General features: G+C 57.5%; 8 protein-coding genes and 1 riboswitch. Of the genes, 2 read left to right on the top strand and 6 right to left on the bottom strand.

Annotated elements, in window-relative coordinates:
- Positions 1-70: 70 nt before the first annotated feature.
- The gene (locus E6C55_RS05120; protein ID WP_136368718.1) at positions 71-6,232 is read left to right on the top strand and encodes a discoidin domain-containing protein; all 6,162 of its coding nucleotides are present in this window, start codon (positions 71-73) and stop codon (positions 6,230-6,232) included.
- Positions 6,233-6,397: 165 nt separating this feature from the next.
- Here E6C55_RS05120 and E6C55_RS05115 read toward each other — a convergent pair whose 3' ends face one another.
- Together E6C55_RS05115 and E6C55_RS05110 are read right to left on the bottom strand one after the other, a co-directional pair.
- A complete protein-coding gene (locus E6C55_RS05115) occupies positions 6,398-8,374 on the bottom strand; it encodes a methyl-accepting chemotaxis protein (RefSeq protein ID WP_136368717.1) in 1,977 nt (658 codons plus the stop codon).
- A gap of 189 nt (positions 8,375-8,563) precedes the next feature.
- Positions 8,564-9,829: a helix-turn-helix domain-containing protein gene (locus tag E6C55_RS05110; protein ID WP_136368716.1), complete on the bottom strand. Its 1,266-nt coding sequence runs from the start codon at positions 9,827-9,829 to the stop codon at positions 8,564-8,566.
- Positions 9,830-9,945: 116 nt separating this feature from the next.
- Here E6C55_RS05110 and E6C55_RS05105 point away from each other — a divergent pair, with 116 nt between their 5' ends.
- Positions 9,946-12,309: a beta-glucosidase gene (locus E6C55_RS05105; protein ID WP_136368715.1), complete on the top strand. Its 2,364-nt coding sequence runs from the start codon at positions 9,946-9,948 to the stop codon at positions 12,307-12,309.
- Between the two features lie 1,640 nt (positions 12,310-13,949).
- On the opposite strand, the gene E6C55_RS05100 is transcribed toward E6C55_RS05105, so the two are convergent.
- The 4 genes from E6C55_RS05100 to E6C55_RS05085 all read right to left on the bottom strand — a co-directional run bounded on the left by E6C55_RS05100 (position 13,950) and on the right by E6C55_RS05085 (position 17,233).
- Positions 13,950-14,747 (bottom strand): CBS domain-containing protein, encoded by a 798-nt coding sequence (locus E6C55_RS05100; RefSeq protein WP_136368714.1) that lies wholly within the window; start codon positions 14,745-14,747, stop codon positions 13,950-13,952.
- Positions 14,744-15,025, bottom strand: a complete 282-nt coding sequence (locus E6C55_RS05095) for a hypothetical protein (RefSeq protein ID WP_230986547.1) — start codon at positions 15,023-15,025, stop codon at positions 14,744-14,746. The genes E6C55_RS05100 and E6C55_RS05095 overlap by 4 nt, the downstream gene beginning before the upstream one ends.
- 61 nt (positions 15,026-15,086) lie before the next feature.
- Positions 15,087-15,860, bottom strand: a complete 774-nt coding sequence (locus E6C55_RS05090; RefSeq protein ID WP_136368712.1) for an EAL domain-containing protein — start codon at positions 15,858-15,860, stop codon at positions 15,087-15,089.
- Between the two features lie 32 nt (positions 15,861-15,892).
- Positions 15,893-15,978, bottom strand: a riboswitch (cyclic di-GMP riboswitch).
- A gap of 136 nt (positions 15,979-16,114) precedes the next feature.
- Positions 16,115-17,233, bottom strand: coding sequence for a GerAB/ArcD/ProY family transporter (locus E6C55_RS05085; protein ID WP_136368711.1), 1,119 nt, complete (start codon positions 17,231-17,233; stop codon positions 16,115-16,117).
- Positions 17,234-17,237 lie beyond the last annotated feature (4 nt).

The raw sequence follows: 17,237 nt of genomic DNA, 5'->3' as shown, positions 1-17,237 counted from the left end.
ATTTTGAACATAAAATGTCTCATCCCTTTCCAATAAGCATTCAATTTATAAAGCAAGAGGAGCTGAGCCAGTGAGGAAGAGCTTGTTAATTCGCCGGCGCATTCGCAAGGGCAGCGGATCGAAATTCGGATTGCTATTTATGGTGTTGGCTATATTGGCTGCCTATGTGCCGATCTCATTGAGTTTGCCTGCCGATGCCCAAGCCGCCTCGCCGGATACCACACTAAAGGTGTACCCGGCGCCTTCGGGAGTGACGTTAAACTCGACCTACACGGTTAAGGTTCGAGTGCCCGGAGGGGAGTGGCAGGACCTGGATGAATACAACACGAGAGTAGGGAACGGAAGTACGGTTACCGCTGTTTCGTTTGTATCATTCGATATGGACGGGCCTGTTGAGCTGTTGGTAAAGGCCAACACCGAAACGATTGCGACGGCTGAGATTCGGCCTGCAAGCAACAATCTTATTCCTACTATTGATAGCGCTGCCAATACTATAGCCTTTACGATAACGGAGCCGACGAAGCTGTCGGTCGAGATTAACGGCAACGTTCAGAAGAACTTGCATGTGTTCGCCAATCCTCTGGAGGTTGATGCTCCGAATCCGGATGATGACAATGTTCTTGTCATCCGCCCCGGTGACGTCTATACGCCGAGTGACAACGATCCGGAAGTTATATATGTAGCTCCCGGTTATTACAAGCAGGACTTTACAGTCGGAAGCGGCCGAACTCTTTATATCGCAGGCGGAGCGGCGATTAACGGCGGGATTGTGCTGGATAACGCGACGAATGCCAAGGTGTTGGGCCGCGGTGTTCTTGATCTCCCTTCGGGCAAAGCGATATCGGCAGATTATACCAATCAAATCGTAATAGACGGGATTATCGTTAACGATTACGGATACGCAGATGCAGGCGGCTGCGCGATTGCTCTTGGCAACGCTACCAATGTATACGTAAATAATTTTAAAGCGTTCAGCTTCAATAAATGGGGGGACGGCATTGATACATTCGCCGCAACCAACATCACCATTAACGACATATTTATGCGCACCAGCGATGATGCGATTGCTTTGTATAACTCTCGTCATAACAGCGGGAGAATCTGGTCCGGCAACTCCGCCAACATTAGCGTAACGAATTCCGTTCTCATGCCGGGATTGGCTCATCCGCTCAATATTGCGACACATGGAGATCCATCGAAGCCTGGAGGGGGAGAGTCGTTTAGCGATCTCAACTTCTCCAATCTGGATATTCTGCTTGACAAGCCGTACTCGGTTGGTCCTATTCGGTTGGATGCAAGCGACGGCAATCTGATCATTAACGCCAATTTCTCCGATATTCGAATCGATGATCGCAGTGAATCGGTCGGGAAGGTCGTAGAGATTCGTACCGTTAACAATGCCGCTTACGGCCTTGGAGCGGGACGCGGCATCAACAACATTCGCTTCAAGAATATTACTTACAATGGAAGCAATAGCAACGGATCTGCAATTTATGGTTATGATGCGACGCGGCTTACCCAGAATATTACCTTTGAGAATCTGGTGATCAATGGGAATTCGATTCTGAATGCCGCAGCGGGAAATTTCACGGTCGGCAATTATACTCGGAACATTAATTTTATCGCAACCGGAGGAACGGTGCCTGAGGCTGCGGAGATTGCGGCTCCTGTGCCGGTGAATATCGCCTATGGCAAATCGGTGGCTGCGGACGATTACGGAAGTTCCTGGACGGCGGACTTGGGGCAGCACATGAATATTACCGGCGGCACTCAAATTACTTGGGGCAGCAGCGGACCTTATCCGTATCGAATCGAGACATCGAACGATAATGTCAACTGGACCTTGAAGGACGACCAAACGCTCAATATGAGTGCGGAGCCAATACAATCGGACTTCTTCCTGGATACGGCTCGATACGTTAAATTGACGTTGACGAATCCGGCGGACTTCGGTTCGGCCAACCTGGTTGACTTCAAGGTGTTCGGAGAACCGACCAACCTGGCTCTGGGCAAGACGGCAACGGCAAGCAGCTCGGAGACGGGCGCCCCGGCCTCCAATGGCAGCGACGGCAATCCGACAAGTCTCTGGCAAGCAGCCGAGGAAGGCGCCGGCCCAACCTATACGGTCGATCTGGGCGCTGTCAGACGAATCTCCTATGGTACACAGGTTACATGGACAAACAGCGGGATCGCCCACCAATACAAAATTGAGACTTCCATGGATAACATCCAATGGAATCTGGCGGCGGACAAGACGGGAAGCACGAGCACGGAACAGGTCCGATCCGATTATTTTGCAGCGACGGCCCGTTATGTCAGATTGACCGTGACGGGATTGCCGACCGGCGTCAAGGCCGGCATCTACGACTTCAAGGTATGGGGCAATCCGATCAATCTGGCCCAGAACAAGCCTTCAACAGCAAGCAGCTCCGCGGAAGGCTATCCGGCCTCCAATGGAACGGATGCCAACTCGGCAACCCGTTGGAGCGCTGCCGATCGCAAAACCGATAATTGGTTTATGGTGGATCTGGGCGAGCAGGTAAACATCACCGAAGGTACCCAATTGATGTGGGAGAAGATTGGTCAGCTATATAAGTACAGAATCGAAACTTCTGCAGACGGCTTGAGCTGGATCACGAGGATTGACAAAGTTACGACAACGGACAATCAGGGGAATACGAAGAGCTCCCAGGTCCAATCCGATTATTTTGTCGCATCCTCCGTTCGGTATGTCAAAGTGACTGTTACAGGGCTTCCCGAGGATGCCGCAGCCAGCTTCTACGAATTCAAGGTGTTCGGGGAGTCCGGACAAGCAAGTCATCAGGTAGGCTTCAATTCGGATGGAGGCTCTCCCGAGTTCGACCCCTTGATTGTGCCGGATGGGGGCACCATCGAAGAGCCGGAGGCGCAGGTTGTCAAAGACCGCTATTCGTTCGAAGGATGGTACAGCGGGGATCAGAAGTGGAACTTCGCGGATGACATTGTGACAAGCGATGTTGTTCTTCGAGCCCATTGGGCGCTGGTGTCCCCAGAGACGATTGAGGCAGTAGAGATTCTGGAGGACGCGACGGTCAAGAAGAATTATGGAGTAAATGACCTGCTTAGCGTGAAGGGATTAAACTTGAAAGTGATCTGGGAGGACGGCGGCTCTATCATCATTCCTGTAACGGAAGAGATGGTCAGCGGCTTCAACAGCAATTCCGCCGCCCAAAGCGCTCAGACGCTGACTGTTGCGTTCGAGGGCCACTCGGACACCTATGAGATTACGGTGCCGGCCAAGCTGGATGTAGCCAATGAAGCGACCGTTGTCGCGTCCCATGACGAGTGGGTTGCTTCTGGTACGCCGACACCGAAGGAAGTCGTAGGCTACCGATTGTTCGACGGCAATATCAACACCTTCGGCGATCTGAACGCAGCCAAGTCTTATTACGATATCGACTTCGGCGAACGGGCAGTCAAGTTGACCGATGTGCTGATCTTGCCCCGATTCAGCTCGGCCAACAACGTATCCCGACTGAACGGAGCTTATCTTGCTGGCTCCAACGACAAGCTGACATGGACTAAGCTTACAACGAATATTAGCAACGCTCAGTTGGGAATTTGGCACCAATATGGTCCGGAGGACTTGCTGGCGGACGGCTATTATCGTTACTTCAGATTGACCAACGATAGCAATTGGTACGGCAACGTCGCCGAGGTTGTCTTCTACGGTGCAATCTTCGAGCCTCAATCCGTTGAAGTCAGCCCGACTTCAACTTATAAGAAGAGATATCGGATTGGCGACTCGTTGAATGTGGAAGGACTCCGGCTGGATGTCGGCTGGGGCGATGGCGTAACGACCCAGGTGTCCGTAACGGCGGATGAAGTGAGCGGATTCGACAGCAGCGAGCTGGGAGATAAGACCTTGACGGTGACATATGGCGGCTTTACCGCATCGTTCACGGTATCTATTGTCGAACTTGTTCAAATAAACGTATTGGAAGAAGCGCTTGTTGCGGCATCCTCCAAGGAGTGGGGAACCAACGCCGAGCCCGATGTGGCGGCCACCCGCATATTTGACGGGAGTACGGAGACTTACGGGGATTTGATAACAGGTCGTTCTTACTACGATATTGACTTCGGGGACAATCGCGCGGCCCGATTGACGGACGTTCGATTGCTGCCTCGGAACAACTCGGGCACCGTGGCGAGGATGAATGGAGCTTATCTGTTGGGCTCCAACGACAAGCAGACGTGGACGCAGTTAATCGGGAACGTAAGCAATGCGGTGCTTGGCGTATGGACCGAGTACGATCTGGACCAATTGCTGGACCAAGGAGCCTATCGTTACTTCCGGTTGACCAACGATAAGGATTGGAACGGCAATCTGGCGGAGCTGGAGCTGTACGGTGCCGTTCTTGAATATCAGACTGCAGTTATCAATGAGGACTCGGCGCACCAAACCGAGTATGCGGTTGGAGAATCGCTGAATGTGGAAGGACTTAAGCTTGACATTGTCTGGAACGACGGTAGCAGAACGAGTGTGCCGGTGACGGAGAGCATGACAAGCGGGTTCGACAGCAGTGAACCGGCGGAGAGTCAACTTCTGACGGTGACGTATGGGGACTACACTGCAAGCTATACGGTGTCCATCGTCGAGCCTGTACTGACAATCACGGGCATCGCGATCAGCGACCAGTCGACGCACAAGACGCAATACCTGACAGGGGATGCGCTGAGCGTGGACGGCCTGAAGCTGGCGGTAAGCTGGAGCGACGACAGCGTCACTATTGTTGACGCAACGGCGGACATGGTCAGCGGGTTCGACAGCAGCGCGGCGGCGGCAAGCCAAACCTTGACGGCAGCGTATGGCGGTTACAGCGCGACCTATACCGTCTCGGTAGCCGCACCGGAGCAGCCGACGATCACGGGCATCGCGATCAGCGACCAGTCGACGCACAAGACGCAATACCTGACAGGGGATGCGCTGAGCGTGGACGGCCTGAAGCTGGCGGTAAGCTGGAGCGACGACAGCGTCACTATTGTTGACGCAACGGCGGACATGGTCAGCGGGTTCGACAGCAGCGCGGCGGCGGCAAGCCAAACCTTGACGGCAGCGTATGGCGGTTACAGCGCGACCTATACCGTCTCGGTAGCCGCACCGGAGCAGCCGACGATCACGGGCATCGCGATCAGCGACCAGTCGACGCACAAGACGCAATACCTGGCAGGGGATGCGCTGAGTGTGGACGGCTTGAAGCTGGCGGTGAGATGGAGTGACGACAGCGTCACTATTGTTGACGCAACGGCGGACATGGTCAGTGGATTCAATAGCGCTGCGGCGGCATCGAGTCAGGCGGTGACCGTTGCATACGAAGGATTTATCGCAAGCTACATCGTGACAATTGCCGCTATTCCGGTTACACCGGTGACGCCGGTTCAATATGCAGTCAGCTTTGACGCCAACGGCGGCACGGCTTCGAGCGGGATGTTGGTTGTCATCGGCTCTGCGGTTGGCTCGCTGCCGATGCCAACGCGCGAAGGCTACGTCTTCGAAGGTTGGTTCACAAGCGGCGGAGAACCTGTGAGTGCATCTACGATTATCACCTCCAATATGACGCTTGTTGCCCATTGGTCCCTTATCGAGGAAGAGAACGAGGAGACTCCCGTTACTCCCGAGAAACTGGACAACTCAACGACTCCTGTTGTTCCATTCAAGGATGTGACGGAATCCAACTGGGCCAAGAAAGATATTGACCGCTTAGTGAAGCTTGGTGCCATTTCCGGCTATGCGGATGGGTCATTCAAGCCGGAAGCTCAAATTACGAGGGCGGAATTCCTTAAGATTCTTGTTCTCGCAATGGGGTTGAAGTCGCAGGAGACGAAGGTGTTTACGGATACGAAGCAGCACTGGGCGAAGGACTACATCTCCATTGCCGGCTCGTTAGGCATTGTATTCGGTCGAGCGGGGGATATGTTCGCTCCTGACGAGGTCATCACCAGACAGGAGATGGCGATCATGCTGGCTCGTTCCGGCAAGCTGTCGGAGAATGCGACCGGCACCTCGGGCGGCTTCATCGACCAGGAACAAATTCCGGTATGGGCAGACGAAGCGATTGGGGCGATTATATCTGCGAATATTATGAACGGATATCCCGACGGAAGCTTCAAGCCAGCCCGCAATGCTACGAGAGCGGAGGCTGCGGCCGTCATCGTCCGCCTGCTTGATTATGTCGATGCGGCACATCTGTAACGGGTTATAGAAGCGGAAGAGGGACTCACAGTATCTGTGAAGTCCCTCTTTGTGCGCCTAATGCTGCTCCGGTTGAGCCGTGGTTGCTCATCTCGTCGTTTAGCGGGAAGAGAATCGGCCAAACGGATTGTTTGACAGCCAATCTGGCTGCAAAACGCAATCGGTTCAGTACCGGAACTTCCGGATCAAGGAGCGAAGCTCCTCCGACATCCGGGACAGCGCTTCGGCCGAGGAAGAGATCTCCTCCATCGCCGCGAGCTGCTCTTCCGCGGAGGCGGCGACCTGTTCGGAAGTGGCCGCGTTGCCTGTGGCGATAATGGCCAATTCCTTGGCGCCGGAGGATACCTCTTGAATGCCGGCGGCGATCTGCTCGGCGGTTGCGGAGATGTCCTCGATCTGCGGCGTTGTCTCCTTCATGTCGGAGATGATCCGATCGAACTTGCGGATCGTCTCCTCCGAGTCGCGAAGCCCGCTGTCCACTTCGCGGGACACCTTGTCCATCGTGGCGACGGAGCGGTCGGTGCCTTGGCGGATCTCCGTGATCAGGTCGAAGATCCGCTCCGCAGAGGCGGCGGATTGCTCTGCGAGCTTGCGCACGGCACCGGCGACGACGGCGAAGCCCTTGCCTTGCTCGCCCGCCCGGGCGGCTTCGATGGCTGCGTTCAGCGAGAGCAGATTCGTCTGGCTGGCGATGTCGCGGATCGCTTCGGAGATCTCCTCGATGGCTTGCGTGCGCTCATGCAACTCCCGAACGATCCGGTTGGAGGCGGCGACCGACTCGGAGATCGCATGCATCTGGGAGACGGTCTGCCGGACCGCTTCCCCGCCTTCATCCGCCTGGGCGGACGACTGCGCGGCGAGCTCGGCGACGGCGGCGGACTTCTCGGCGATCCGGCCGACGCCGAGCGCGATCTCCTCCAGGGAGCCGACGTTCGCGTCGATGGCGATGTTCTGCCTCTCGGCGCCGCTTGCAATCTCCTGGACGGCGCTCGACACCTGTTCCCCGGCTTCGCTCGTCTGCTTGGCGCTGGCCGTCAGTTCCTCGGAGGAGGAGCTGACTTGCTCGGCGCTCGCTCCGACGCTCTTGATCAGCTCGCGAAGGCTGGTCTGCATGCCGTCGAACGCCTGGCCGAGAGCGCCGATCTCGTCATGGGAATCGATGCGGATGCTTGTCGTCAAGTCGCCCTGGCTGACGCGTTCCGCACTGATCTTCAGGCGGCGAATCGGACCGATGATCGAGCGCATCGCCGCCCAGATCAGGACTGCCCCCACAACGACGCAACCCAGAATCGTCCACAACGTATTGTAGAAAATCGGTCGAAGAGAGTCGTTGACCTCCGAGCTGAACATCGTGCCGGCGATCTTCCAGCCGGTCCGTTCGTTCGTCGTGTAGGTCATATGCTTGTCGCGGCCATTGAGCCGATAGTCGAAGCTGTCGGAATTCCGTTCATAGATGCGTCCCCAGAATTCCTCGACCGCCTCGTCTCCCGCAGCTTCGTTCGGATGGGAGATATACTTGCGCGAGCTGTCCAGCAGCACGGCATAGCCTTCCGTACCGACACGGACCTTTTCCGCTTGCTGCTTCAGTTCGTCCAGGTTCAATCCCACGCCAACGACTCCCGAACGGTCGGAGGTCGCCTTCGTGACCGTGATGGTCACCACGCCCGAAGCGGCCGAAGTGAACGGGGGGGAGATATAAGGAACATCGGGATTCGCCATCGCTTCCGTATACCAGTCGCGGGTGCGCGGATCGTAATCGGCGGCCATCTCCTGGGCGGGTTCGCGAATGAACAGGCCGCTCTCGGTGCCGACGAGCATGCTGCTTGCCTCCGGATGAAGATGCATGTATTCCTTAAGAATGGCGTTCAGCTCGGGAGTCGCCCCGTTCGTGTAGAGCGAGGAGTGCAGGGCGGAGGAGTAGTATTCAACGTCGTTCAGCTTCGGTTCGATGAATTGATCGATAATGGAGTCGAGCAGCTCGACGCTGGAAGAGGCCCCGATCATCATCTGATCCCGCAGCTCGGACTTCGAGCTTTCTATCGCGAGAATGCCAACCGCAGCGGCTGGGACGACGAGGATGGCGACGAAGGCGACGGTTAACTTGACTTTGAAGTTGCTGAAGACCTTCTGCAGATTGGACAACGGTTCTCACTCCACTTTTTCTTTGTAGGCATTGCAGGAAAACTTCCCCATTTATTATAGACGGGAAACAGAGCGGGGCCATAGTCTTAAAGGGCAATTAATTCCCGGGGGTACTACGTATCAACGAAGGAACTTCGCGTCTGTATGAAGCCTGGAGGGGCGCCCGCGAGCGCCCCTCTTGGCGTCCGGTCAGCGCTCCAGGCGGCTGCGGTGCTGCCCCGGCGTGATTCCGGCGTGCTTCTTGAAGGCTTTGACGAAGTGCGCCTGATCGTAGAAGCCGAGGCGATGGCCGATCGCCGAGATGGAGTCGCGCGTGTGCTCAAGCAGCTTCTTCGCTTCTTCGATCTTCTCCTTCTGAATATAATTCATCAGCGTCCGCCCGGTTTCTTGCTTAAACAAGCTCGACAAGTAGTTGGGGGTGAGGCCCGCCGCCTCCGCGACCCGCTGCGCGGTCAGGTCCTCGTACAGATGGTTGTAGATGTACTCCTGGCACGCGTGCACCGGCCTCGAGACGGCATCGCGGCGGGTCTGTGCCACGCGGTCGGCGAAGACCAGCATCGCCTGCAGAAGCGCGGCTTCGACCGCAAGCGCATCGCCGAGCTCTTCGATGTGTTGGATATGCAGGTCGCTGAGCGTGTAGGCTTGCTCCGCATACAGCCCGCCTTCGATGGCCGCGCGCATGGCGAGCGCGATGCCGCAGATGGCCAGGTTCTTGATGTTCCGCAGTTGGCTGCGCTTGGAGAGCACTCCGGCGTTCAAGTAGGACAGGTCGGCCAGCAGCTTCATCAGCGCCGCCGTGTCCCCGGAGCGGATAAGGCCGAGCATGCGGCGTTCGAACTCGTACCCCGAATGAAGGCGGGAAGCTTCCCGCTCATCCGATAACGTCCGTTCGGCCGCTTCGCGGACAGCCGGCGGGATCGCATAGGGGAAGCTGGAGCGGAGCACGTCCGATACGTCGACCTTCGTCCGGTTGACGGACCAATGGGCGAGCACGGCGATCTGCATAAGCTGCATGCGGCTTGCGACCGGCAGGCGGTTCCAATATTCGGACCACTTCGGGCGGTCGCGCCGGGGGACGGCCTGATCGTTAAGCAGGTTCTCCGCGATGTTGGCGGAAGGGCGCGCAACGATCGCCGGGCCGATAACGACAACGGCTTGGCGGACGCCGCCTCGTTGCACCGGGAGCACGACGTAATGCTCAAGGAAGCCGACGGCGCGAAGAACCGGAACGTCCGCAGGCTCGTCCGCTCCGATAACGGCCCGCATCTGCTCGGCCGGATCGGCATAAGCGGGGCTCCACGGCGAATCGGCCTGCCAGAGCAGCTCCGCGGTTCCAGTTCCGATTCCGGCTCCGTCCAGCCTTGCGTATACCGGAAGCCGCAGCGACTCCTGAAGCAGTCTGCCCAGCCACCGAAGCTCCGTCTCGAGAGGGTCGTGTGCCGCGTTTGCGCTCATTGGAGATCATCCTTTTTTCATACAATTTATAGTTGAATTATACCATAGCAGGCGCCAAGGTCATGCCATAATGAATGGGAGAAGAAAACGATTACAACCAAGGGGAGGCTCCCGATATGAGCAGAGACATTCAAGCTCTCATCTCTCAGATGACATTGGAAGAGAAGGCAGGCATGTGTTCGGGATTGGACTTCTGGCGGTTAAAGGGCGTCGAGCGGCTCGGCATCCCGTCCATTATGGTCACCGACGGTCCGCACGGGCTTCGCAAGCAACAGGGCAGCAGCGACCACCTGGGGCTGTTCGATAGCGTTCCGGCGACCTGCTTCCCTTCGGCGGCCGGCATGGCGAGCTCCTGGGACCGCGATCTGATCGGACGCGTGGGCGTTGCGCTCGGCGAAGAGTGCCAAGCGGAAGATGTGGCCGTCCTGCTCGGACCCGGCGCGAACATCAAGCGCTCCCCGCTCTGCGGCCGGAACTTCGAGTACTTCTCGGAGGACCCGTATCTGTCGTCCGAGATGGCGGCGAGCCACATCGGCGGCGTTCAGAGCCAAGGCGTCGGCACGTCGCTGAAGCACTTCGCGGTGAACAACCAGGAGCATCGCCGGATGTCGGTCGACGCCGTCGTGGACGAGCGGACGCTGCGCGAGATTTACCTGGCGAGCTTCGAGGGCGCGGTCCGGAAGGGGCAGCCTTGGACGGTGATGAGCTCCTACAACAAGGTGAACGGCACGTACGCCTCCGAGAACGAGTTCCTGCTGACGCGCGTTCTTAAGGAGGAGTGGGGACATGAGGGCATCGTCGTCACCGACTGGGGCGCGAACAACGAGCGGGTCGACGGCCTTGCCGCCGGGAACGAGCTGGAGATGCCGGGCAACGGCGGCTTCGGGGACCGCAAGATCGTCGAAGCGGTGCGGAGCGGCCGCTTGGCCGAGGAGACGCTCGACCGGGCAGTTGCCCGCTTGCTCGAGCTGATCTTCAAGAGCGTGGACGGCAGGCGTGCGGATGCCGCGTACGATCAGGATGCGCATCATGCGCTTGCCCGCAAGGTCGCCGGCGAATCGATGGTGCTGCTGAAGAATGACGGGGCGCTGCTTCCGCTCGCGCCGGGTGGCAAGCTCGCGGTAATCGGAGCGTTCGCGGCGAAGCCGAGGTTCCAGGGCGGCGGCAGCTCGCACATCAAGCCGACGAAGCTGGATGAGCCGCTTGCGGAGATTCGCAAGCTGGCGGGCGAGGGAGCTTCGGTTGCGTATGCGCAAGGCTACACGCTGGACAGCGACGCCTCCGATGCGGCGCTGGTCGAGGAAGCGAAGGCAGCCGCCGCGTCGGCGGACGTCGCGATCGTCTTCGCCGGGTTGCCGGACCGGTACGAGTCCGAGGGCTACGACCGGACGCACCTGCGGATGCCGGCCAACCAGGAGGCTTTGATCGAAGCCGTCGCCGGCGTGCAGGGGAAGACGGTCGTCGTGCTGATGAACGGCTCTCCGATCGAGATGCCGTGGCTCGGCCGCGTCAAGGCGGTGCTCGAGGCTTACCTCGGCGGGCAAGCGGTCGGCGGCGCCGTGGCAGACCTGCTGTTCGGAGCGGCGAACCCGAGCGGCAAGCTGGCCGAGACGTTCCCGGCGAAGCTGAGCGACAACCCTTCGTATTTGTTTTTCCCGGGGGAAGAGGATCGGGTGGAATACCGCGAAGGCGTGTTCGTCGGCTATCGCTATTACGATTCGAAGGACGTGAACCCGCTGTTCCCGTTCGGGCACGGCCTCAGCTACACGACGTTCGAGTATTCGGACTTGAAGGCGGGGACGGATCGCCTGAAGGATACGGATACGCTGGACGTGTCGGTAACCGTCCGCAATACCGGCGTCCGCGCGGGCAAGGAGATCGTTCAACTGTACGTGAGAGACGTTCGAAGCACGGTCGTTCGGCCGAGCAAGGAGCTTAAGGGCTTCGCCAAGGTCGAGCTGCAGCCGGGGGAAGCGAAGACGGTGACGTTTACGCTCGACAAGCGTTCCTTCGCCTACTACAATGTCAAGCTCGGCGATTGGCATGTCGAGTCCGGGGACTTCGACATTCTGATCGGCCGCTCGTCGGCGGAGATCGAGCTGTCGGCGACGGTGGCGGTCGAATCGACGGTCGCCCTCCCGCTCGAGGTGCATCGCAACTCGCTGCTCGGCGACCTGCTGAACGATCCGCGCACGGCGGCATTCGCCCAAGGCTTCCTGCAGCAGATGCAGCAGGGCATGGGCCTCTCGGGCGGCGCCGGAGCGGAGACGGAGGCGAGCGAAGCGGCTGACGCGGGCAAGGAGTCGGCGGGCGAGGGCATCGGCGAAGCGGCCAGTGAGGGCATGGGCGAGGGCATGGCCGATATGATGGAGGCCATGATGAAGTACATGCCGCTGCGCAACCTGGTCGCCTTCAGCCGCGGCGGGTTCACCGACGAGATGCTGGACGGCCTGATCGCGCAGATGAACTCGTTGCGATAGAGCTCGCTAGGCGAGAGCGGGAGTAGGGGCGGGAATAAGGGCAGGAGCAAAGGCAAAGGCAACGGAAAGAGCAAGGGCAAGAGCAAGAGCGGCGTGCGTAACCTCGGCCGTGTTCTGCCATGCAAGGGGCTGTCTCTCAGGTCTTGTTATGACCCTCTTGAGACAGCCTCTTTGCCTCTTCTTCCCGACACCCCGCCGATGTATGGTATCCCGCGTCACACATTTGCTCGCTGTCGCGCCAACCCGTCGATGTACGGTACCCCGTACCGCACATTCGCCCGTTGTCCTGCTATTGCACCGATGTATGGTACTCCATACCATACATTCGCTTGTTGTCCTGCTATTGCATCGATGTACGGTACCCTATACCACACATTTGCTCGTTGCCGTGCTATTCCGCCGATGTACGGTACCCTATACCACACATTCGCTTGTTGCCGTGCTATTCCGCCGATGTATGGTACTCCATACCACACATTCGCTTGTTGCCGTGCTATTCCGCCGATGTATGGTACCCCGTACCACACATTCGCTTGTTGCCGTGCTATTCCGCCGATGTATGGTACCTCATACCACACATTCGCTTGTTGCCGTGCTATTCCGCCGATGTATGGTACCTCATACCACACATTCGCCCGTTGCCTCGCCATGCCGCCGATGTATGGTACCCCATACCACACATTCGCCCGTTGTCCCGCTATTGCGTCGATGTATGGTACCTCATACCACACATTCGCTTGTTGCCGTGCTATTCCGCCGATGTACGGTACCCTATACCACACATTCGCTTGTTGCCGTGCTATTCCGCCGATGTATGGTACCTCACATACCACACATTCGCTTGTTGCCGTGCTATTCCGCCGATGTACGGTACCCTATACCACACATTTGCTCGTTATCCTGCTATTGCGCCGATGTATGGTAGTCCATACCACACATTTGTGAAGAGGCTGATTGGGCGGAGTTAGTGAAGGAATCCGCTCAACGACGCTCTGCTTGCCATCCAGTACGGCTATCCTCCGCGCCTTATACCCTCTGGCGGCATTAGGTCTCCTTTCCCTTTCGTTCAGGAAGGGAGTCGCGGGGAACATCCGGCTGCGGGCAGAGAGCGGCGATGGTCAAAGGTCGGAGATGGTCGGGACGATTCTGCGCCTCGTGCTGCGTGCAGGGTGGACAAGCCAACCTGAGACCGAAGGCCATGGTCGGTAAAGGGAGGTTCCTGAGTGTCGGGGAGAAGAAGCATAAGCGTTCAAAAGGGGGATAGCACCTCTATAATAACCATAATATGGAAAATACCTCCGTGGCCGAGATCCCTAACACCCCTCCGTCACGCCTCTCATCGGCATGCCGACCGCGGCGGAACAGGGGGCGAATAGCATGGCGTAGGGACATTGCGGGAGAAGTAGTTGTCGAGAGAGTAGCGAGATAGTCACCAGGAGATAGTTGCCAGGAGATAGTTGCCAAGGGAGAATTAGAGAAATAGTTGTCGAGAGAGTTGCCGAGAAATAGATGGTTCTGCTTGGATGGATCTGCTCGGATGATGCCGCTTGGATCGGTTATTTCGGCTCGGCGAGACGACTGCAATCAAACACAAGCCGCAGGTCAACTCGCTTGGGAGAGACCAGCGGCTGCGAGCCGGATCAGGACTTGCCTGCCGGCTTGTACTTCGTTGACAACAGGCTTGCCCGCATCACCAGCTCCCGGAAAGTCAACGCATCTCTATCCGCGATTCGGCTCATGTCCATCCATCCGACGGATGCGGTCAGCTTGGCCGGGCCGACGGACAAGCCGCTTGAGAGAGTATCGATGGCGCTCCGGACGAAGGAAGCGGAATTCCGGGTCAGGACGGCAAACTCGTCTCCCGCATAACGGCACAGCGAAGCCTCCTGACCGAATACGGATACGAGCTTCTCCGCGAAGCCTCGGATAAGATCGTCTCCGACAGGGTGGCCGTACTTCTTGTTGATGCTGCCGAAGTCGTTAAGATCGACGAAGAGGAAGTGGAACGTCTCCCCGCTGCTGAGCCAGGCGTTCGCAATCGCTTCAATATAAGGAGCCTTGAACAAGCCTGTCATCGAATCGGTCCATTCGGCCAACCGGGAAGCGAGCTTCTCCCGGGTGACGATGCCGGCAGGGGAGCCCTCGTCCGAATATACGACAAGGCGCTCGATGCCGTGCTGCTTCATCACGTTCAGGGCGTCCCAGACGAAGGTGTCCTCGGGCACTTGGATCGGATTCGGGGTCATCGCATCGGCGACAATCCGGTTCGGATGGGTGGAACGGACATCGCGCGAGGTGATGATGCCAACGACAGCTCCCGAGTCGACGACAAGCAGCGAGCCGATGAGATGCATCCCCATCAGATCGGATGCGTGAAGCACGCTTCGGTCGGACGTTACGCTATACACGGTGCGGGTCATTTCCTCCCCAACCTTCATGACATGTCCACCTCGCGTTGAACGGATACGGCTACCTTCAGCTCCGAACGAAGAACCATCGTATCGCTGATCATAGCTTCCGCTTCTTCAATGATAATGTTGATCAGCACTCGTTCCTCGAGCATCTGAAGCAAGGACGAACGGACAAGCACGGCTTCGATCTTCGGGTGCTCGACGCGAACGATGGAGAACTGCTCGGGGCTCAAGGCTTCGGCCATCCTTCGAACGGCTTCCGGCCCGATCGGAGCACGCCTCCCGATGATGAGCAAATCTTGCATGGGAGGCATCTCGAATTCGGAGATTTTAAGCGACAGGGTTGCTTTTCTAGAATAATTTTTTCTATCTTCCACAATTTCTTACTCCCTTGCCGTAATGATAAGGAACGTCTTCCTGGGGGATCAGGTCCGACAATCGCCGGGGCTCGGACAACAGGAACCCTTGCCCCAACCGAACGCCCAGGTGCCGGGCCTGCGCCAAGTCCTCCGCTTCCTCGATTCCTTCCAGGATCAGCCCAGTCTCGTTGTTGCAGTACTCCGCAAACAGCCTCAGAACCTTCTGTTTCTGCTCGGAGGATGATAGTTTCTGGCCAAAATATCGGTCAAGCTTAATAAAATCCGGAGCAATCTCGATAATGTTGCGGAACGTCGTCGCTCCGTCTCCCACATCGTCGAACGCTACGCGGAATCCGATGCGGCGAAGGAACCGGATGTTCCCGATAAACCGCTCGTCGTTCCAGGCGTCCGCCTGGGACATCTCTTCATTAATCTCAAATATGATTCGGTGCGCCATCTGTCGATAGTCGCGAAGCTCCTCTTCCACAGTCTGCCGGAAGGACTCGTCGGCAAGCGAAGAGGGGAACACATTCAGGAATAGAACCTCGCTCGAATCCCTTATTCTTCTATTCGTAAAAAAAACGGCCATGGCGCGGGAAATGGACAATAGGTCGAGCTCGAACAGCTTGTTCTGTTCCTTCGCCATCTTGAACAGCAAATCGGGGGAAGCGACGGTTTCGCTTCGAATCAAGGCTTCATAACCGAATACGGCTTGATTGTCAAGATGCATGACCGGCTGGAAGGCGTGATAAAAATTCCGCTGAGCAATCATTCTATCCATCGTCTTAAGAATTCCTTTCTATGAACGACAATTTCGGTATCCCGGCTGCCATAGAACGAATTCCTTAGGCCCATAGGTTTTGCGTCCCTGCCTTTCGGAAGGTTTGCGATTATCGGTTTGAGCGAACAAGTCGAAAGGACTACGCCTTGATTCTCTATACCTATCGATTGTTAGAATTCGGCAAGATACGACTGATTCCTACAGAACATGCGTTCTAAATTATGAATTCGTAAAGAAAAATATTCCCGAAGCGATCATTCGGGAGAACGGGAGGCGTCGGGGGGCGATTGCCGGCGTACGAGCGTAACCGCAGCGACCGCGAGCATCGGCAGAACGTAGCAGAGGTTGTTGAGCAGCGGCCAGACGACGTTCACCATCTCGTCAAGCGACGCTTCCTGCGTGTAGGTCGTGACGGACAACAGCAGGCACACGAAGGCGATCGGCAGCGTGAACAGCTTCTCGTCGCGCAGGTTCAGCCATTCGGCGACGGTGCGAACAAGAATGAACAGGAGAATCGACGCCTTGAAGTAGAAGCCGACAATAAGCGAGAAGCCGATAATCGATTCGATCCGTTCGATGATCTCCCGCACGAAGATGAGCCGGGCAAGCTGGAACAGCGAATACTTAAGATCGCCGGTAAGCGGTCCGAGCACCATAAGGCTGCCGATCACCGAGAGCATGAGCAGCAGCCCATTGATCGACAAGGCGATGTAGAGGTGCTTGCGGACCTTGTGCGATTCCTCCCGCCGGACAAGCGGCAGGATAAAGGCGAAGACGATCAGCTCCGAATAGGGGAACCCGTAAACGATGTAGGCGGCATGAAGCACGGGACCCATTCCGTTAGGCAGGATCGGCAGCAGAAAATCAGGCTCGTACAGGTTCCACACCAGCAGCAGAACGACGACAATGAAGGCGACCATCATCGCAAGCAGCAGCGCCGACATCCGGGCGATGACGACGATGCCGGCTCTTGCGGTGAGCGAGATCATGACGAACATCAAGGAGTTCACGACATAGGTGGGCGTCTCCTTCAGCATGGTGCTCCTGAAGAACAGCCCGATCTCGCTGACGATGCCGGCTACGTTCCAGAACATCAGAACGACGACGGGAATCATCAGCAGATTGGCGGGAAGCTTGCCCAGCGCGAGGCGGCTGCTGCCGACCAGCGACAGGTCCGGGTGCTTGCGGTAGAGATACAGGATGCACGCCAGATAAACCGCGCCCATGCACCAGGCGAGAAGCAGGGAGATCCAAGCGCCGGCGCCTGCCTCGTGGGTGAGCGGAGACGGTACGAGCACGATGGAGGAGCCCGTCATGAAGAACAGGAATAGAGAGGCCATCTGAACGGACCCGATGCTTGACGGTTGATTCATGCGG

The organism is Cohnella fermenti (assembly GCF_004801405.1).
Taxonomy (GTDB): domain Bacteria; phylum Bacillota; class Bacilli; order Paenibacillales; family Paenibacillaceae; genus Cohnella; species Cohnella fermenti.
The sequence above is the reverse complement of the archived record's forward strand: the minus strand, read 5'-3'. Positions and strand labels throughout refer to the sequence as shown.